Genomic DNA, 18,861 nt, shown 5'->3' with positions numbered 1-18,861 from the left:
CCTGTATTCGGCGCAGCCGCCGCCGTTTTTCCTTACTGGGACAATTTGTCTCACCTCAATTCCACCACCTCCCTCTGCGCGCGCCTTTCAAGTTCGAACGTCTGGCCGACTTCTCTGAAGCGTCTGTGCCTCTCCGGCTGGAACTTGTTGTCCAGAAACGGGCTCGCGCCTGCGATGAGCACGATGGCCTTGCTTCGCGCGAGTTTCCCGACTTCGGCGGCCTGGATGAGGTCGCGCTCGGCGCGGCCGTAGTTCTTGGTGGTGGACGAGTTCGCGCCCCGGCTCTCGTTGACGTTCAAGGTCGAGACCGTCTCCTTGCCGATCATCTCGGCGATCTCCTTGTTCGTCTCATTGGACTTGCCGCCCAGGAAAAGCGTCGTGTCGCAGCAGTCGATGATGGTCTGCGCGTCGTCCTTGTACTCTCGCTTGAGCTGGGAGAGCGACTGCAGGATCACCGAGATCGACATGTTGCGGCTGCGCACGACGGCCACCATCTTCTCGACGTCGGGCAGGTGCCCGAGGTTGGCGAACTCGTCGAAGACGAAGTGGACCGGCGTCGGCAGCCTTCCGCCATAGACGAGCAGGGCCTTGTCGCAAAGTTCGTTCATGGTCTGCCACATCATGATGGCAAACAGGAACGAGAAGGTGTCTGCCGTGTCCTTCATGATGGCGAACACGGCGCTCTTCTGCCCCGGATCCCCGATCGTGTCGAGGCGCATCTCATCGAAGGACAAAAGCTCGCGCATCTCGTCGAAGGTGAACGGCGCGAGGCGCGCGTTGCACGAGATGATGATCGACTTCATCGTCTTTCCGGCCCCGCTCTTGAACGACTTGTAGTTCCCGAGCGAGAAGTCCCTTTCCGCTGTGACGGGCTGCGCGACTTGCACCCACTCGTATCCGTTGCCGCCACCATCGGAAAAGCCTCGGACATCCTCGTCGAAGACGGCGACAGCGTCGCCTGTCTTCCTGTACGACTTGCCCGTCTCGATCTCGCGGAAGAGCAGGTCGAGGGGGCTCAGGTACGACTCGTCGTCCTCCCTTGCCTCCGCGAGCCCCAGAAGCGTCATGAAACCGGGGATGGTGCGGTCGGCCTCCGGGCAGTGGAACACCAGGTATCCGATGAGCGCCATGTAGAGCATCCGCTCCGACTTCTCCCAGAACGGGTCGCTCGTGTTCTCGCCCTGTGGCGTCGTGTTCTTTATCAGGCAGTCCACGAACATGAGCACGTCGGCCTGCGAGCGCACATAGGCGAGCGGGTTGTAGTGCATGGATCCCTTGAAGTCTATGGTGTTGAAGACCGCGATGCGGTATCCCTCACCTTCGAGCATGGCCCCGGTGTCGGGCAGCATCGTGCCTTTCGGATCGGTCACGAAGAACGAGGTGTTGCACTGCATGAGGTTGGGAAGCACGTAGAACCGGCTCTTGCCCGATCCGCTACCGCCCACCACCAGCACGCTGTTGTTGCGATCTGTCTCCATGTCGAAGTGCTCGCGGGAAAGCGCGAGCCCGAGGTTCTCGGTGAAGATAATGTTGTTGTCCGGGTTGGCCATGTCCTTGAACCGCTGGCCTTCCTTCACTGTGCTCCAGCGCGCCGAGCCGTGCTCCTCGCCGGTGCGGTAGTTGCCCTCGCGGGAAAGCGAGTACGCCCACACCATCCAGATCCCGCATGCCGCGACCAGTCCAGCGACAAGGGCCGCAGGCTCGACAAACATGACAACGCCTTCGGCCGCCAGGTGCTCCGGCAGGGTGTAGAGCGCGTCCGTGAGATGCCCCAGCATCGGTGCCGGAAATGTCGTCAGGCATGCGACGTAGGCGTTCGCAACGACGAACGCGAGCGCCGAGAGCACGGCGGCGGACACCAGCTTGTCCTTGCGAAGCCTCATCCTATTTCGTCCTCAGTTCCTGCGCCCTGTCCGCTCGTTCGGGAGCGCGGCCCTTGCCGCGTCCCCTTTCAGCTTCGAGCGCAGCGGCGGACACGCGGGTGCGCGCCGTGCGCTTCTCCAAGGGCTCTGAGTCTCGGCTCGTTTCCTTCTTCTTGGTTTCAGCCCGCTCGGAGCCCTTGTTCAGTGTCTGGTCCGCCTTTTCCAGAGACGCCCGCGCGTCGTCGATGAGCTCTTCGAGCACGCGGTCGACCTTCCCGGCATCCTCATGGCGGAACAGGAGGGATTGCTTTCCGGAGCGCTGGTCGGTGAAGAAGCGGTGCTCGACGCCTGCGTCGTCGAGATGCTTGTTGAGGATCTGCTTGATGCTGTCGTAGTTCTCGACCTGCGTCAGCTCGTCGAGATTCAGGCTCGCCCACTCAGGAGAGCCCTCTTTGGCATCGAGGTCGCCTTTGACGTGCTTGAGCGCGACGGTCAGCTTCTTGGCTGCCGCATGCATGGCGTCCTGGCCTGCCGTCTGGCCGATGTCGAGCATCCAGTCGAAAAGCTTCTCGCCCGATTCGTCCCCGAAGTCGCTTGGCATCAGAGACCTCCTTTCACTGGGACAATTTGTCCCACCTGTTATCTGTCCTTGGTCCCTTTTGCTTCATCGAGCGTTCTCGATTCCAGATTCGCCGCTGCACGCCGGGCTGCTTCGGCCTGCTCTGCAAGGGCAGTCGCGTGGAACATGGGCTGTTTAACGAGTTTTGCAGCCACCTGCTTCTCGATCTTCGCGAAGGAAAAGTCCTCGTGAATGCAATACCTGCCGTTGACATCAGTAAACTCCCGTGTCTGCCTATCGAAGGTGCAAGCTTTCTCGCCGTCCGGCGCCGCGAGGGATCTCGAGCCGTCGTCGTATTCGAGCCACTTCCAACCTTCTGGCAGACCAGATGCCTGCCAGCTTTTTGGAGGGAGCATCAGATCCTCGTAGTCCCTCATGTAGTCCAGGAACTCGCACTCCTCGGGCGTCGCGACGTGCATCGAGGTTACGGCGCGCGCGAACTCGTGATAGTCCCTTGCCACGCCCTCGAAAGACCAGCTCTCAAAGTCGAGCCAGCCGTCGTCGGTCTTCTTGAGCGTCCACCATTCGTCTCCGCCGTTCACCTGCTGGATGAAGGCGAGGTCCTTGTAGAGGAAGCCTTGGCGAATCGCCCAGTTGCCGCCGCCGAGCGTCTGGCGGAGCGCTTCCATGTCCTCGATCCGTGCAAACTCGTAGGGGTATTCTTCAAGATAGGGGTCATCCTGCCAGTCATATCCGCCGCGCTTGAGCCAGCCGTTTTCCTGGCATTTCGCGACAAGAGAGTCCTTCGTCTCTTCGTCGACGCGGTTCTGGAAACCAACGGTATCTTTCATGTTCGGACCCCTTCTTTGGCAGTTTCGAGCAAGAGGAAAGTCGTCTGCCCCATGCTTCTTTTGCGTTCTTCGCGCCTTGGCCAAGCCGCCTTGGCAAGGCCGACGTCCTTGCACTTTATACATCTTTCGCGCGTTGTCGCTGCTGCTCGGGTTGCCATGTAGTCTTTCGTGGTCCCCTGGGTCACGGCCTGCTTCAAATCTCCTCATCGAAGCCTCCTGTCAGGGCCTACGAGATGAAGGATGCCGCACGTTTCCGCGATGCGGGAGGCGATCGCTTCCGCCGATTCGCCCTCGCCGCGCTTTGCCATCCGGGCCTTGAGGTCGCCTAAGGCGAACTGCGAGGTGAACACCATCGACTTCAGGTTCTCGTAACGCGCGTTGACGATCTGGAAGAGCATGCCGACGGCCCATTGGCTTGGCGACTCCTTCCCCATGTCGTCCAGCACGAGGACGTCGCAGGTCGTGTACCGCGCCGTTTTCACCATCGTGGAATCGTTGTTGCCAAAGGTCTCTTGAATGGAGGAGAGCATGTCGGGCACGGTGGCGAACACCACCGAGTAGCCCGCTGCGCTGAACTCCTTGGCAAGCGCGCTGGCCTCGAACGTCTTGCCCCTTCCGACCCCGCCGTAGATATAGAGCCCGCAGCCCGGTTCCTCCCCGAATCGTGCCAGGAAGAGGTTGCTCTCCCTATGGGTGATTGTCGCGCCGAGGAAGCGCCGTCGGATCCCGCATGATTCGAGGCGCCTGAGCTCTTCGAGCCTGGCTTCCTTCGCCCTTTGCTCGGCAGCCCGCCTTTCCGCCTCGGCAGATTCCTCGCAGTCGCATTTGACGGCCGACACCAGCCGAAGCCCGCCGTGGAATACGACGCCGAGAGGTTCGAGGCTCTTCCCGCAGTATGCACAGACACAAGGCGATGGATTATCGCAGGCGATGCCTCGTTCCCTCGCTTCGCTGAGCGTCATGATTCCGCGATTCTCCTCATGCTTCATCTGTGTCGCCTTTCTTATCGAAGTGTTTGTTATTTACCTTTCTTATTGGGTGACAGATTGTCATATGCTCCGATAACAAATCGTCATAAGCCGGATGCGCGTCTGCTGACGCATCTTCATATGACGTCATGTCATAAGCCGTATTCCTGTATAGGTTCAGGTTCTCCCGCACGCGCGCGGGAAGCGACTCGACGGCTATCAAGTAGTGTCCGCTTTCGGTTTTCGCGCGCTCAGGAGCGAGGTCGTATATGAGGCCAGCATCTATGAGCTGTCCGATGGCTCTGAACACCGCTCGCGCGCTCACGTTCAGGAACCTGGCTGTTCCTTCCTTACTCTCGTAGAACACCCTCCCGCACGCCCAGAAGCCGAATACCCTCGCGTAGACGAGCAAAGGCACGCCTGTGAGCTTCAAATCAACCATCATGAAATCGTGAACGAGAACGAACGAAAGACGATGCGATTGCTTGCGCCTTTCGTTCTTCATGTCCGCTTCGCCTTTCGTCGGCTCGTGCTCTGGACCGGTGCGTTTCTCTCCACCCAGGCAAGAAGTTCCGTGCGCAAGACGAAGCCGCCGCGCGCATAGTTCGGCAGACAGCGCAACGGGAGCGGATCGTGCTCGCGCTTCGCCAATTCATAGACCCGGTTGAGGCCGACGCTCAGAAGCAGCGCCGTCTCGCGGGCGTTGTAAGTGTCTTGAATGGGCACGGGTGTTTTGACAAAGGGAATGGCGCTATATGCTGAATCGCTCATGGCTGCCCTCAATCTCTTGCTTGATCGAGAACGTCCGGAGCGACGGCACAGCCCGAAGGGCGCACCTTGCAGAGGGCGATCGCATTTCGTCTAGCCACATCGAGGCTCATCTCTGTATCCGCGCCAATCACGCAGGTCTTAGCGAGACAGTCTCGAAAGCCCGCTGAGCGCCTTCTCGACTTCCACGAGGTTGAACCTGACGCTTCTGCCGAGATGGATGACGGGGATGCGCTTCTGACGGGCCAGCTTGTAAACGAAGCCGGTTGACACCCTGAAATAGTCCGCGACCTCATCGGCCGTCATCAAATCATGGTCTGGGACGGCGATGTCGTCGTTGACCTTGCGGGGATCAGGCATGTCAGAGATTGGCGCCTTGCTTATCATTGGGATTAGCCCCTTCTTCCATCGGGTGCATCCGAGCGAACTGGGTGCTTTCGGATGCGCTTCTGTTTAACCGTGTGGCGCAGGTATAACGGCATCTGGCCTAACCCGCAACACGGCGAGAAGCAACTAATCCCCAGGAGTCTCTGGGATCACGGTCTTGACAATATCCACAATTTGCAGCTTGGGCGAGGCATGCGCTCCAGCGTCCCGATCAAGACCGGCGTAAGCGCCGGATCATCTTGACTGTTGTCGGTTTTGCGGGCGATGGGGATGCAAACGCCGTTGTTGCAACGCGTCGTTTGCGACGCGTCTCATAGATACGCCGATCCACGCCGAGAGCCGGTCCATCTTCGATTCGGGTCGCGGATGAGAAAGTCACATACGTCGACGCTTTGCGGAGATCGTGAAAGTTGCAGGAGGCGACATCAAAACTGAAGAGGTGGACTCTGTCGCACTCGAGACAAGACGTCGAATTGACGAGATGTTTGCTATCGAATCGAACTTCGACGACATGGATACCGAAAAGCGCTTCCAAAAGCGTAATGCCCATCTTCGAGCAATCATGGAAAAGCTCTTTATATGGGCACGAGCTCGCAAGCTCGAAGCTGTACCCGGCAGGGCACTTGCTGAAGCGCTGACATACGCTATAACGCACTGGCCTTATGCCATGAACGTATTCGATAATGGTCGACTAGAATTTACAAACAATCTTGCCGAGCGCGCAATCAAACCGTTCGTAATAGGAAGAAAGAATTTTCTCTTCAGCGATACACCATGTGGGACAGAGGCTTCTACTGGAATATACTCAGCAGTAACCACAGCTAAAATGAATGGGCTTAATCCTCGCAAGTACATTGAATGGTTGCTAGATGCAATGCCCAACGCTCAAACACTGATAGTAGTGACTTTCTCGATACCTTAATGCCATGGTCACCATCGGCGCCTGCTCATATCCACCTAAAACCAAAAGCAGCCGCAGAAGCTGCCGAGATGGCTGACGATGCCATTGTAGGCATCGATCCCTCAACGCCCGAAGACGAAAAGCAGAAAGGTTTCGGAGCTTTCCGCATTCAGCCGAGACAACTCCGAGACCTTTCTCACGACACGCTACTTTTGACGCTTGCAAAGCACTACGGTAAAGATATTATTCTTCTATGGCAAATCCCCTGCCCACCTCCTTCGATCGAAAACCTCTCGCAAAGATCAAATGCACGCACTGCAAGCTGCGCCCTAACGTAAAACGCACGGCCTGCTTCAGTCGGAACCACGCCCTGAGTAGTGCGGTCGAATAAAAGACAGCCGATCTCCTCTTCGAGGTCGAACATAGTCTTGGAGACGTTTTGCACCGACATTCTCCCCGCCCGGGCGGCGGCAGAAAAAGATCCCTCCTCATAAGCCTTAACAAAGAACTTAATATGATTGATATTCATCTCTCGCCCCCTTCAATGCGACCATCCGACCGCTGTTGCACTTTTCGAAGCAAAAGGAATCAAACCATACCGAAACGCAGCAAAAAGGATGATTTTTTCCATCAAAACGTGCTGCCAGAGCTTTAGAAGGCGCCGATCAGACCTTCGCAAGACGACGCAACCGCAACATGAACACGTCCGTCGTCACGCTATCCTCGATCTCCTTCTACCCCATAACCGTCCTCTCCTACCATGAGCCGGCAGCTTTCTGCCAGCTTTTCGAGAAATCCGACGAATGAAAGAACGTCTTTTGCAAACGTGGGAAATCACTCTAAAAACAGTTCCATCGAAAGCGCAGTCAAACAAAAAAGCGAATCACTACAGGAACACTCGAAACTCTTCTAATCCAAGCAATACCCGATCTCACAGAAAAAGGGTCAGCTGATTTTGCGAAGTTCAACGACAGCCACTCTCGTAATCCTTACTCTGTCATGAACAAGAGATGGCCGTGATGGACGCTCCCTCAACTACGGTCCCTGCTATTTGCATGAGCATTTTGATCCGAGCATACACCAGAAAGAGCACTACCGTAGCTTAAGGCCAAGCGAGTACAGTATTTCGCTTCGAGCTAATCCGCCAGAATGTTCAGAAATGTGCGTCCCCGTAAGATATGTACCCACACGATTCCAGTCATCGAGGGAAAACTCATCGGGATCATCAATATTTCGCAAGACCAGAACACACTCTCCCAACAAAAACCTCAGATCAGATATATAATCAGCCGACGTATTGAGAACCAAATAGTCGAAAAGTGAAATTCTCATCGCAAATGCTACCTCCTTAGCTTCCTAGCCGCGGTCCGTACGGCCAGAAAAAGAAAGCAAGCGAACGAAACCGCCATCAACAAAGAGAACCCACCTATCGTTGCCACGAGAAGCGGGAAGGACGTATCTCCCGTGCGAAGAAGCGTCGCCCGCTCGACCTTGTAGGCCGTGCCCGCGGAGGGCGTCCACGTCGCGGCGTAGGAGACGTCGGAGTCGGGCATCGCCGCGGCGGGGGCCGGGCTCCAGCCCGCGAAGGCGAAGCCGGGCTTGGTGGGCTCGTCGGGCGGGGCTATCGGGGCGCCGAACATCGTGGGCCCGGAGGTGTAGGCCCCTTGGAGCGGGTCGCCGTCGGTCGACCAGGAGAGCTGGTGCACGTTGCGCGAGTAGTGCAGCTTCAAGACGAGCGAGCCGTCGGGGGCGACCGTGCCGGAGGGGACGGAGCCGGGCGCGGCGGCGTCGACGGAGAAGCCCTCGTAGGGACGGGCCTGGGCGGAGACTTCCTCGCCGGTCGTGCCGGCCAGGTTCTCGACCTCGTCGGGAGACGACGGGTACGAGCCGTCGAGGGACTGGCGGTAGTGCTCGACCTTGTAGGCCGTGCCCGCGGAGGGCGTCCACGTCGCGGCGTAGGAGACGTCGGAGTCGGGCATCGCCGCGGCGGGGGCCGGGCTCCAGCCCGCGAAGGCGAAGCCGGGCTTGGTGGGCTCGTCGGGCGGGGCTATCGGGGCGCCGAACATCGTGGGCCCGGAGGTGTAGGCCCCTTGGAGCGGGTCGCCGTCGGTCGACCAGGAGAGCTGGTGCACGTTGCGCGAGTAGTGCAGCTTCAAGACGAGCGAGCCGTCGGGGGCGACCGTGCCGGAGGGGACGGAGCCGGGCGCGGCGGCGTCGACGGAGAAGCCCTCGTAGGGACGGGCCTGGGCGGAGACTTCCTCGCCGGTCGTGCCGGCCAGGTTCTCGACCTCGTCGGGAGACGACGGGTACGAGCCGTCGAGGGACTGGCGGTAGTGCTCGACCTTGTAGGCCGTGCCGTTTTCAACATCCACTTTCAGAACAAAAGTCGTATTCGTCGTTATGTCTGGATCTGGATCGCTAAAAAGTAAAAAGTTATGGTTTGATTTGTAGAACAGACGCGTTTGCCCGTTTTCAACGTGATAACCAAGCACTTGGACAATATAGGCGTCATCTCCGGTTCGAGCGTGCAGCAAGCTGGAGATAGGGATGGTGGCAAATTCGGTCTCTTTAGGCATGCTCATAGAGGCAGAGAAGATTTCCGGTTCTTCCAACGACCTGGGTCCGTGAGAGCTGCCGACTTGATCCCACCAGATGTACTTGAAATAAACATGGTCTAAGCTTGTTCCTTCGTTCTCCATCAAAAGGGGATGGTCCACCGATACTCCAACGGCACGGGTTGGTCCCGTCAAAGTGACGTTCGAGCTGAAATAGACATTGGGGAATATCGACTGACCGGAAGAACCGTCCGATCCTTTAACCGTAGGATTCTCGGCAGCGTAAGCTGGCTGCAGTTCCACACGCTCAAACGACATGGGCAGCCTCCAATCCACGGCGATCGGCACACCGTCCAAAGCCCATGTCCCTCTATAGCCCGCGCGATCAGGCAACCCGGAATCGGGAAGCGTCCAAGAAGCGTCATTTGTGAAGAAGGGTGACCCTAACGGGAAGGCATCCTTAACCCAGCTGAGAGGAAACGAGGCGAGCTTCTCATAAACCAGATCTCCATTCTCAGCATGAAACACGACCTCCATGGGGAAGGAATACGCCCAGGATTCCTGCATCGAAGATGCGGCCTCATCATAAGTAAGCTTGTCTGGCAGAATGATCGGGGCTTTCTCGTTCGCATACAGCGCATCATGAGAATAAGCTCCCAAGCTTCCGTCATTTACCGAGCGGTCGACGACGATCTGGGATATTCCCTTGTTTTCGCGAAACGCCGCATCTCCCACCGTCACCACCGAAGAAGGGATTCTTACCTTGACGCTCGCATCGTTGGCAAAAGCCCCATAGAAGGCGGTTTCTCCTATGGAGCGAAGCGAGCCGAGAAGGGAGAAGTCGCCTCCGCCTTCCGAAACGATGCCCCTGAGGCTAAAGCATCTTTCGAAACAGCCATCCCCTATCCTTTCCAACGATGCGGGCAGAACTACCTTTTGAAGGGAGACGCAATATTTGAAAGCGTAGTTCGATAATTCGGAAATAGCCGTATTCGAAAGATCGACCGTGCCCTCAAGCTCTCGGCAATCCCTAAACGCTTGGTTGCCAATACTCGTCACGTTGGTCGCACCCGCCATGTCGAGCGCGACCAAGCGGTAGCTCGATCCTCCTCGAAAGGCGTTACTTCCGATCCTTGTAACGTTGCGCCCTCCGACCTCCGCCGGAATGGCCACCTTGAGCGACGGGTTGTCGCCTTGCGAGGAAAGCCAGACGCTGTCGATGCCCGTCACCTCCCCCGACCAAGAAACTACAAGGGCCTCCTGGGGAACCTGAACGGGCTCCGACCCGAAAGCCTGCGATACCATCCCGAACGTCGATCCGAGAAAAACAGGTATGCAGGCCAGCAAAACGACCTTCAGCAGCAAAGCGGAGAGGGACCGAGGCAAGGAAATCGGGGGGGGGGGGGGTGAAACCGTCATTTCTTCTACTCCTCGTCAAAACATCTCACGCCCGGCACCGCAAAAACCGTGCGGGGCGTGAAAAACTTTAAGATGCCCGAATAATATACGCTCGTCCTCTAAAAGTCTATTCATATACTAGGATAATGTTTGATCTGGCCTTTTGTTTCAACCTCAGGTTGAAGCAAACGATATTTACGTATAATTCCGCCTTCCGGGACGGAAACCTGCGGCTCGCCCGCTCATTAGGCTTGATAACCAAAAATCCCAACGATCGCACGCTTAGTGGGAGCGCGCTGCATCGTTCAGCACAATCGAGAGCAACAGCTCCGCCGATCGCGCCCAGCATGCGGGCAGAGCTTTAGAACCACAGCTCGACCAGGATCGATGCACGAGCACTCAAGAACCACCTTCTGAAGGTGGGCGCACGCGAATCCGGACCGCGATCAGCGAACGCCTCTTCCGGCGACACGCTTTGAAGCGCCTCGGCAGGATCTCGGGGCACCCACGCGCAGCCAGCGGGCCAGCCTCTTTTTTCTCGGGTAAAACCTCCTTCCGTTCTCCATTCTCGCGCCGCAAGCGCTTGCATTGTTTTTCTTCGAGTATAATTAACAAGAGAGCCGCGAATCGCAGTTAAGGTTATTTTTAGAAAAGATGGTTGATGAAGCAAATCACCGATTGCTCGTCACCCGAATGAGTCGCCTTACGGCTAGGACGATGCAGGGGTGGGCCATGATCAAGCAATATACCGACCAAAACGTCTACAACGCACTACAGCAAAGGCTGGGCTTCGTGTTTCGGGAGTTCGACAACGTCTTCGTTTCGTTCTCCGGAGGCAAGGACAGCGGGCTTCTCCTCGATCTGCTTTTGGACTTCCGGAGACGACACTGCCCGGAAAGGACGGTCGGCGTATTCCATCAAGACTTCGAAGCCCAGTACACTGCCACAACGGAGTACGTTGAGAGAACGTTCGACAGGATCGAAGCCGAGGCAAGGGTTCAACCTTACTGGGTGTGCCTCCCCATGGCCACAAGGACGGCCCTCGGAAGTTATGAGATGTTTTGGTACCCCTGGGACGACCAAAAGGAGGACATCTGGGTACGGCCGATGCCGAAACGCCGCTATGTGATCAGAATGGGCAGGAACCCCATTGAAACGTACCGCTATAAAATGCACCAGGAGGATCTCGCCAAACAATTCGCCCGCTGGTACAAAAAGATCTGCGGCGGAGGAAAAACCGTATGCCTCCTAGGGATCCGGACAGACGAGTCGCTTCATCGCTACAGCGGAATCCTCAATAAAAAATATGGGTACCGAGGCGAATGCTGGATCACTCGCCAATTTAAAGACGTATGGAGCGCAAGCCCATTGTACGACTGGACGGTCAGTGACGTCTGGCACGCGAATGCGCTTTTTGGCTACGACTACAATCATCTGTACGACCTGTATCACATGGCCGGCCTGACCCCTGACCAGATGAGGGTCGCATCTCCGTTCGGCGACTCCGCAAAAGACAGCTTGAATCTCTACCGCGTGATCGACCCATACATATGGGCGAAGCTGGTCGGGCGCGTCCAAGGCGCGAACTTCGGATCGATCTACTGTCGAACCAAAGCACTAGGCTACGGAAGGCTGGCCCTGCCCGAAGGACACACATGGAAGTCCTTTACGTTCTTCCTGCTAGAAACACTCCCAGAAAACCTTCGAAAATCTTACATACAAAAATTCAAAACGTCTATCCGTTTCTGGTATGAAACAGGAGGCGGCCTCGACGAAGGGGTCATATCGGAGCTCTTAGAACGAGGCTACCACATTCACCGCAACGGCTTTTCTAACTATACGCTCAAAAAAAATTCACGCATCGTATTCGAAGGCGAACTGCCAGATCACACCGACGACGTTAAGTCAACCCGGGATATCCCCAGTTGGAAAAGGATGTGCTACTGCATATTGAGGAACGACCACACGTGCAGCACCATGGGGTTCGGCCTGACAAGGGAGCGCAGGCGGCACGTTGATTCGTTGAGGAGTGAGTATGGAAAGATTATCGGAAGATAAAGTGCCACCGGATCGTCGAAGCCCGGTTTATGATGTCATTGCCGTGCCAATCGAAAAAGTGAAGGCCAACACATACAACCCAAACGCCGTAGCTCCTCCCGAACTGGAACTGCTCTACGACAGCATCAAGGAGGACGGTTACACCATGCCCATTGTATGCTATGTCGATAGGGAGAACGACAGATACGTCGTTGTGGACGGCTTCCATCGTTATCGCGTCATGCTAGAGCATCCCGACATACGGGAAAGGGAAAACGGCATGCTTCCCGTATCCGTAATCGACAAGCCCATCGATTGTCGGATGGCCAGTACGATCCGCCACAACCGCGCAAGAGGATCGCATAATGTAGACCTCATGAGCAAAATCGTCGCAGATCTTCACGATTTAGGCCGATCCGACGCTTGGATCTCTAAGCATTTGGGCATGGATCGCGACGAGATCCTGCGCCTTAAGCAAATAACCGGCTTGGCGGCCCTGTTCAAAGACTCAGAGTTCGGTTCGTCATGGATACCCAGACAAGATCCATAGCCCCGCACATTATTTTAAGCCAAGCCCCACTCGATAGCGCCGCGAACCCCTCCCCTTTCATCATCTGATCTTAGCTTGCCCTGACATTTAAGCTGCCACCTGGGGTTCCTTCGCTGCATCGCCGCATTCGCTTTTGACCGACGCAAGCAATGCTCGAAATTGCTGGTCAAAGCCGGCCTGGTATCTTCATGGATTCAGTATCGATTCGCCAAAACATGCCGCACAGAAGCGAAGACAACCCATCGTACAAAAGAGCCACGCGACCTTCTTCGACGGCGGGCACGCTCGATCACACTCCAAAACGATCAAGCGAGATCGTGAGAGATCCGCTCGTCGAGACATAGAAATAGCTCGTGCGCGTGCCAGTGTTGGCGTTTCGCGCCACATACGAGACCGTGCCGACATATTTCGCGCTCGACATCGGCCCTCTCGGTGCTCTTTCTGGGCTTGACGCCTCCAGTCTCGCCAACGAAAACGCTCTCTTCACCGAGTTCAAAGGTGCGCTTACTGAACAGTACGTGTGCCAGCAATTGGTTTCGGACTGTGAGCTCAAACCCTATTGCTGATCCGCGGAAAACTCACGCAGAGAAGTCGATTTCCTTGTCCAGTACGGTAGTTCGGTTTACCCGATCGAGGTAAAGGCTGAGGAAAATCGGAAGTCGAAAGGCTTGCGTGCATTTCATGAGCGGTACCCCGAGATCCTGTCAAGGCGCTTTAGCCTTTCAGGATTCGTGATCAAGATTGGATGCGCAACGTACCTCTTTTCGCCATTGGAAACCCGGAGAACTGGGATTGAGGGACGCGGATTGCTTGATAAGGTGGACTGAACAATGCTCAAATCGACGCTTAACCAATTTTTGACGTGAGATTATACTAATGAAAAAATAGGATATAGACTTTGTTGGCATGCTGTCGCAATGCTGGAAGACACTGAGTATGGAAACACATTACAGCACCAACCTGCCCAGGCGACGGTTCATCATGGACGGTCAGTTATCCCAGAGGTATAAAGCGTTTCATCTGTTATCGCAATCCTTTCACCGGACTAACCTGCTCTACGAAGTTCTCGCTATGTCGCGCCGCATGTCGTGCGATGATGGAGCGTACCATTTTGAGATAACGTGCTCCATTTCGTTGTAGGATTCGAAGATGTCGCGTGTTTGTCGAAGATGATGCTCAACCTGTTCCTCGCCGAAGTGAACCGCCCACGCAATGGAGCCGATCGCGTTGCTCGCGCAGTACGCTGCGAGCAACGCCCAGAACTCGTCCGGCACATCGCCGTCGAAGTAGCCGTCGATTCTGCCCGACGCGAAAGCCGGAGATGCTTCGACGTCCCACACAACTCGCTTGTGGTCGTCCCACGGGTCGGCAGTCCTGCTGCGGTCGAAGTCGATTACCGCAAGCTCGCCGTCAGAGCCGAGGAGAAGGTTGCCCACATGGTAGTCGCCGTGACAGAATCCCACGGGGCGTGAGGGAAGCAGAGGACGGGCGCGCTCGACGCATCTGAGGAAGGCGTTGCGCTCGGGCAGGTCGATGCCGATCTTGTCGAGGGCCGCCCTCCTTTTTCAACCTGGCTCAGGAAGACGCTCTCTCAGCTTGCGTGCAAAGGCTGGCATGGAATACGGTGAAGCGCTTTAAGCAGTTTGCCGGCCTTCACTCCAAGAGAACGCTGGTCGGCGACGGGTGCGGACGCGAGCGCCTCCCGGAGGTCTTCTCCTTCGACCCAGGTGAGCAGCATGTAGCATCGCATCCCGCCGTCGCAGAACCCGAACGAGATCGGTCTTGGTGCTGGGATGCCGGCCTCCACTGCGTGTGCCAGGCCGTTGTATTGGAACAGCTTCTTATCATAATCGCCCACATCGGATACCCGCAACATATACGTCGCCCCATCTCCAAGAACGATGCGAAACTTCGCGTCGGTCGAGAAGCCCTTGTTGACGAGAACGATGTCGATTGCGTCGGCAAGCTCAGGTACGCCAGCGAGAATATCAAAATCCGTCACTTTACTTTAATCCCCTCACAGGGCTTCTCACATACGATAAGTCCGTGGACGCTGCTACCCAATACGGTCAGGTCCTCGCAGATCTCAAGGTGCCAAGCGCAGAACTTCTCGTACTGCTCCTCGCTCAGGGATCCCAGTTTGTCGGGATACGCATGGGCGAGGCCATCCGCCGACACGTGAAACTGCGGGACGAGTCCCGCAAATCGACACGCCACCTCCGCCTCCTTCGGCGTCGTGCGGTAGAACACCTTTTTAAACCCGCCATAAAATTGGTCGACAATGGAGTCGATGCCATCGAGGTGTTTCATGAAGTTGCTCTGGAAACAGCCATGTCGGTTGAGATAGGCAATAAAAACACGTCCCTGCGGTCTGGCCAAGCGGGCTGCCTTGGAGAGCTAACGGGTACGGTCGGAGGCATCGGTCAGGTGATAGAGCGCACCGAGGATAAGCGCCGCATCGAAAGAGCCATCGGAAAAGTCGGAGAGGTCGCAGGCATCAAGACGCATGATGCTCTCAAGGAGGCATGCATCTGGGTGGGATTCCGGGGCTTCGACGTTGCACCGGGCCATGTCGCCTGCGACGACGCGGTGACCAAGCCTCGCGAGGTCGAAGTAGTAGGCGCCCATCCCCGCGCAGCAGTCGAGTATGCGGCCGTTCGGTTTCAGGATTTTCCGCAGGTAGACGCTCGTCGTCCGCCGCTCGAGCTGATGGCTCCTGTTCCCCGGCCAGCGGCTCCCCTCGTGGAAAACGGATAGAACTCGTCAAGAGCCTCGGCGTAACCGTCTCTGGCTCCACTCATCACATAACCTTCCTGTTGGTCTCACGGAATCGTACGAAGCCGCAATTCGTTTTCCGTGCCGGATAGACGATGCTCTCGGACATAAGTTTCTCCAGTCAGGCATGATTCTCGTTGAGAGCGTATGATAACCGAAATACGACTTGATTATCATCGGGCATCCTTTCATGAGGCATTTTGAGCGAAGAGACAAGACCCGACTGGCTGCTGAATTGCATCTCGGCGTTTATTCCCGGGAATCTATGACATCTGCAGGTCAGGGCATGAGTCGAAACCATATTGAGACCAAATCGGGCGTTTTCGGCTTTTCGAGGCCTCCGGAACTGCTTTCGGGCGGATTATTCCCTTGGAGTAAACGCAAGACCCACGGAGAACAATGGAAATGCCTGCTCAAACAGGAAGTTGAGGCCACCCTAGAGTGCGGATTGAGACCACTTTCCAGCGGAATTTGAACTGCACGTAAAAATCGGCTGAGACCACTTTGAGACTACCCGGAACGGCCGTTTTCGGCGATTTCAGTTCACTGTGTGACACGAGATGCCACCAGCTGCACCACAGCGCATGCAGACCAAATTCCTCTTATCGAGCAGGAATGGCGAGAGTGGTAACGGGAGGCTTGCACCTTACCTAGCGGCCACTTGGAACAGTCGCAGCCATACATTGCCCGGGGAGCACCCTGTTTTGCAAGGTGCTCCCTGTTTATCCTTGGGTTCCGGTTCAAAATAGTAGCTCGACAACAGCGCAATGCTATCCAGGGCAACAACGCTGATGGTATCTCATGCTTAACAGCGACCACCGCATGAGCACGCACCGCCAGATGGATTTCCGCCATCCAAAGCTTTCTCTATCAATTCAGCAATCGCCTCGGGAGCAAGCACGCTGCCACTTGAGACCACCTTGCCGTCAATCGCAAGCGCAGGAGTGCTCATAATACCGGCCGAAGCTACGATGGCGACATCGGTAATGTACTCCACTCTCGTAGGAACCCCTATCTGATGTGCGGCCTCAAGCGCGTTGGCATGCAACTGCTCACACTTCTTACAGCCCATCCCGTATACCACAATCTTCTTTTCTTCCATTTCTTCCTCCTTTTCTGTCCCTCTAGACGAGAAACATCCCGAACGCGTTCAATGCATAACCGCATATAACTACACCGACGATGACGACGCCGATGAATATGCCCATGAGCTTTCCGGATACAACCTTCTTCAGCATAACGAGAGAGGGGATCGAGAGCACGGTCACGCTCATCATGAACGAAACGACGGTGCCTACCCCTACGCCTTTGATCACAAGCGCCTCGGCAATGGGCAGCGTGCCGAAGATGTCGGCGTAGACGGGCGCGCCGAGGAGTGTGGCGAGGATGACCGAGAAGGGGTTGTTGTCGCCGAGGATCGCTTGGATGACCTCGGTGGGAATCCAGTTGTGGATGAGGGCCCCAACTCCAACTCCGATCAGCACATAGGGCCACACCTTTCCAACGATCTGGCCGACCTGCCCCCACGCGTAGGCAATGCGATTGCGTCGAGTAAGCGCGGACTTATGCTCGTCAGTCTCCACAAGCGTTCCTTCACGCACGAACGCGGGTATCTCGCCCTCTAGGTGCATTCGGTCCATAAGCGACCCACCTACCACGGCGACAACCAACCCAAGCACCACGTAAGCGATAGCTATCTTCCAGTTGAAAACACTGGCGAGCAGGATGAGCGAGGCCAGGTCCACCATGGGACTCGATATGAGAAACGAAAAGGTCACACCCACGGGAAGTCCTGCCTTCGTGAAGCCGATGAAGAGCGGGATGGACGAGCAGGAGCAGAACGGGGTGACGGTTCCCATGAGGGCGCCCACGATATTGGCCCAGATGCCGTGCATGTGCCCGAGGATGCGGCGCGTGCGCTCGGGTGGGAAGTAGCTCTGGATGTAGCTTATCAGGAAGATTACGACCACCAGCAGGATGGCGATCTTCACGGTGTCGTAGCAGAAGAAGAGGATGCTGCCGCCCACGCGGCCTTCGACGTCGAGTCCCGCCTGCGTGAGCAGCCAGCCGAAGAAGTCGTTCAGCCACGTCATCTTCAGCAGTGCGTTGTTGATAGCTTCAAACATTGTGCGCCCCTTCTCATATCAATAAAAATTGATATGTGTCCTTTAAGAAAAGCCGCTTGTGCGGCTGTTCCCCCCATCCTTGTGGCATGGCCCTAACTACAGTGACCCTTCGAACAATCCGATGCACCCGCATCGACTTGGGTCAACCGGTCGATCAGCGCCATCGCGTCGGCACGGCCTTTCTCGCTGATACGGTAGTGCGTCCACTTACCCACCTGCCACGACTCCACCACGCCCGACTGGCAGAGGACCTTCATGTGGTGCGAAAGGTTGGACTGAGTGATATCGATGTGCTCCTGCAGGTCGCACGCGCACTTCTCGCCCGTGCGCAGACGTTCGAGGATCTGCAGGCGGTATTCGTTACAGAAGGCCTTGAAGACGCGCGCGTTCTTTTCGTATTCGTTCTCCACGTTCATCTCCTCATATCAAATTACTTTGATATGTTAGTCTGGCCAAGCGAATCTGTCAACAGCCACCCGAAGACTGCAGCAAATAACTGATCGAGAGCAGTTTTACGGAATCCTTTGGTTGCAGGAACAGGATGATGGCTCTAACCTTCCTCTATGGTTGGTGTTTATTCCCGGGAATCTATGACATCCGCTGGTCAGAGCATGAGTTGAGACCATATTGAGACCAAATCGGGCGTTTTCGACGTTTCGAGGCCCGAAAGGCAGTTTTCGGGCGGAATATTCCCCTGGAGTAAACGCAAGACCCATGGGGAATAATGGAAACGCCTGCTTACACGGCGAGTTGAGACCACCTCAGTATGCCGGCCAAGACCACTTTTCGACGGATTTTGAACTGCCTGCCGAAGTCGGTTGAGACTACTTTGAGACCACCCGAAACGGCCGTTTTCGGCGATTTCAGTTCACTGTGCGACACAAGACACCACCAGCTGCACCACAGAGCACCTAGGTCAAATTAATCTTATCGAGTGGGAGTAGATAGGCCTCTGAGCTGGGTGTTTATCATCCGTCTCATCTATTAGCAAGCCAAGTGATTATTACAGGTAAATCGGTACATCGTTCCAAATTTCACCGGCACCCGTTACGGGGCTACCGGTACATCATTACGCTCTATCGGTACACCACAACATATTGATTTGACTCGCATACTCGTCATTC

The 18,861-nt window shown here is 56.2% G+C and carries 21 protein-coding genes; 4 read left to right on the top strand and 17 right to left on the bottom strand.

The genetic code is table 11. The features are described from left to right. Positions 1 to 50: 50 nt before the first annotated feature. The 7 genes from DMP08_RS04680 to DMP08_RS04645 form a co-directional block, all read right to left on the bottom strand. Positions 51 to 1,883: a VirD4-like conjugal transfer protein, CD1115 family gene (locus tag DMP08_RS04680; RefSeq protein WP_244596803.1), complete on the bottom strand. Its 1,833-nt coding sequence runs from the start codon at positions 1,881 to 1,883 to the stop codon at positions 51 to 53. Position 1,884: 1 nt separating this feature from the next. Beyond that, positions 1,885 to 2,463 (bottom strand): hypothetical protein, encoded by a 579-nt coding sequence (locus DMP08_RS04675; protein ID WP_123191816.1) that lies wholly within the window; start codon positions 2,461 to 2,463, stop codon positions 1,885 to 1,887. Positions 2,464 to 2,501: 38 nt separating this feature from the next. Next, positions 2,502 to 3,272 (bottom strand): hypothetical protein, encoded by a 771-nt coding sequence (locus DMP08_RS04670; RefSeq protein WP_123191815.1) that lies wholly within the window; start codon positions 3,270 to 3,272, stop codon positions 2,502 to 2,504. Between the two features lie 203 nt (positions 3,273 to 3,475). Then, positions 3,476 to 4,261, bottom strand: coding sequence for an ATP-binding protein (locus DMP08_RS04660; protein ID WP_123191813.1), 786 nt, complete (start codon positions 4,259 to 4,261; stop codon positions 3,476 to 3,478). Further along, the gene (locus DMP08_RS04655; protein ID WP_123191812.1) at positions 4,251 to 4,745 is read right to left on the bottom strand and encodes a hypothetical protein; all 495 of its coding nucleotides are present in this window, start codon (positions 4,743 to 4,745) and stop codon (positions 4,251 to 4,253) included. Before DMP08_RS04655 ends, DMP08_RS04660 begins: the two co-directional genes overlap by 11 nt. Further along, complete coding sequence (locus DMP08_RS04650) at positions 4,742 to 5,011, bottom strand: helix-turn-helix domain-containing protein (RefSeq protein ID WP_123191811.1); 270 nt, start codon at positions 5,009 to 5,011, stop codon at positions 4,742 to 4,744. Before DMP08_RS04650 ends, DMP08_RS04655 begins: the two co-directional genes overlap by 4 nt. Positions 5,012 to 5,149: 138 nt before the next feature. Beyond that, entirely contained in the window at positions 5,150 to 5,368 is a 219-nt protein-coding gene (locus DMP08_RS04645) for a helix-turn-helix domain-containing protein (protein ID WP_161555418.1), read from the bottom strand. Positions 5,369 to 5,774: 406 nt separating this feature from the next. Between DMP08_RS04645 and DMP08_RS04640 the strand changes: the two genes are divergently transcribed. After that, complete coding sequence (locus DMP08_RS04640; RefSeq protein ID WP_123191809.1) at positions 5,775 to 6,317, top strand: IS66 family transposase; 543 nt, start codon at positions 5,775 to 5,777, stop codon at positions 6,315 to 6,317. 208 nt (positions 6,318 to 6,525) lie between these two features. On the opposite strand, the gene DMP08_RS04635 is transcribed toward DMP08_RS04640, so the two are convergent. Continuing rightward, positions 6,526 to 6,825, bottom strand: coding sequence for a LysR family transcriptional regulator (locus DMP08_RS04635; protein WP_123191808.1), 300 nt, complete (start codon positions 6,823 to 6,825; stop codon positions 6,526 to 6,528). A gap of 811 nt (positions 6,826 to 7,636) precedes the next feature. Then, positions 7,637 to 10,081 (bottom strand): leucine-rich repeat domain-containing protein, encoded by a 2,445-nt coding sequence (locus DMP08_RS04630; RefSeq protein WP_161555416.1) that lies wholly within the window; start codon positions 10,079 to 10,081, stop codon positions 7,637 to 7,639. A 900-nt stretch (positions 10,082 to 10,981) separates the two neighbouring features. Between DMP08_RS04630 and DMP08_RS04620 the strand changes: the two genes are divergently transcribed. From DMP08_RS04620 to DMP08_RS12615, 3 genes are all read left to right on the top strand, one after another. Beyond that, positions 10,982 to 12,307: a DUF3440 domain-containing protein gene (locus DMP08_RS04620; protein WP_123191883.1), complete on the top strand. Its 1,326-nt coding sequence runs from the start codon at positions 10,982 to 10,984 to the stop codon at positions 12,305 to 12,307. Further along, entirely contained in the window at positions 12,285 to 12,836 is a 552-nt protein-coding gene (locus DMP08_RS04615; protein ID WP_123191805.1) for an IbrB-like domain-containing protein, read from the top strand. Before DMP08_RS04620 ends, DMP08_RS04615 begins: the two co-directional genes overlap by 23 nt. 353 nt (positions 12,837 to 13,189) lie before the next feature. Next, the gene (locus DMP08_RS12615) at positions 13,190 to 13,402 is read left to right on the top strand and encodes a DUF4143 domain-containing protein (RefSeq protein ID WP_337959665.1); all 213 of its coding nucleotides are present in this window, start codon (positions 13,190 to 13,192) and stop codon (positions 13,400 to 13,402) included. Between the two features lie 489 nt (positions 13,403 to 13,891). Here the strand turns inward: DMP08_RS12615 and DMP08_RS12725 are convergent, their stop codons facing one another. The 8 genes from DMP08_RS12725 to DMP08_RS04575 all read right to left on the bottom strand — a co-directional run bounded on the left by DMP08_RS12725 (position 13,892) and on the right by DMP08_RS04575 (position 18,147). Beyond that, positions 13,892 to 14,371 (bottom strand): phosphotransferase family protein, encoded by a 480-nt coding sequence (locus tag DMP08_RS12725; RefSeq protein WP_337959666.1) that lies wholly within the window; start codon positions 14,369 to 14,371, stop codon positions 13,892 to 13,894. A gap of 56 nt (positions 14,372 to 14,427) precedes the next feature. Then, positions 14,428 to 14,838: a phosphotransferase family protein gene (locus tag DMP08_RS12720; protein ID WP_123191803.1), complete on the bottom strand. Its 411-nt coding sequence runs from the start codon at positions 14,836 to 14,838 to the stop codon at positions 14,428 to 14,430. Further along, on the bottom strand, positions 14,835 to 15,146 hold the full coding sequence (locus tag DMP08_RS04595) for a hypothetical protein (protein ID WP_148042324.1): 312 nt from the start codon (positions 15,144 to 15,146) through the stop codon (positions 14,835 to 14,837). The genes DMP08_RS12720 and DMP08_RS04595 overlap by 4 nt, the downstream gene beginning before the upstream one ends. An 87-nt stretch (positions 15,147 to 15,233) precedes the next feature. After that, a complete protein-coding gene (locus DMP08_RS12790; protein WP_123191801.1) occupies positions 15,234 to 15,464 on the bottom strand; it encodes a methyltransferase domain-containing protein in 231 nt (76 codons plus the stop codon). Between the two features lie 35 nt (positions 15,465 to 15,499). Then, positions 15,500 to 15,637, bottom strand: coding sequence for a hypothetical protein (locus tag DMP08_RS12785; RefSeq protein ID WP_161555415.1), 138 nt, complete (start codon positions 15,635 to 15,637; stop codon positions 15,500 to 15,502). A gap of 779 nt (positions 15,638 to 16,416) precedes the next feature. Beyond that, on the bottom strand, positions 16,417 to 16,713 hold the full coding sequence (locus DMP08_RS04585; protein WP_123191800.1) for a thioredoxin family protein: 297 nt from the start codon (positions 16,711 to 16,713) through the stop codon (positions 16,417 to 16,419). Between the two features lie 22 nt (positions 16,714 to 16,735). Then, the gene (locus tag DMP08_RS04580) at positions 16,736 to 17,737 is read right to left on the bottom strand and encodes a permease (protein ID WP_211328385.1); all 1,002 of its coding nucleotides are present in this window, start codon (positions 17,735 to 17,737) and stop codon (positions 16,736 to 16,738) included. Positions 17,738 to 17,829: 92 nt separating this feature from the next. Beyond that, a complete protein-coding gene (locus DMP08_RS04575) occupies positions 17,830 to 18,147 on the bottom strand; it encodes an ArsR/SmtB family transcription factor (RefSeq protein ID WP_123191881.1) in 318 nt (105 codons plus the stop codon). Between the last annotated feature and the right edge of the window lie 714 nt (positions 18,148 to 18,861).

Source organism: Paraeggerthella hongkongensis (assembly GCF_003726035.1).
GTDB classification, from domain to species: domain Bacteria; phylum Actinomycetota; class Coriobacteriia; order Coriobacteriales; family Eggerthellaceae; genus Paraeggerthella; species Paraeggerthella hongkongensis.
This window is presented reverse-complemented; position numbering and strand designations above follow the sequence as displayed.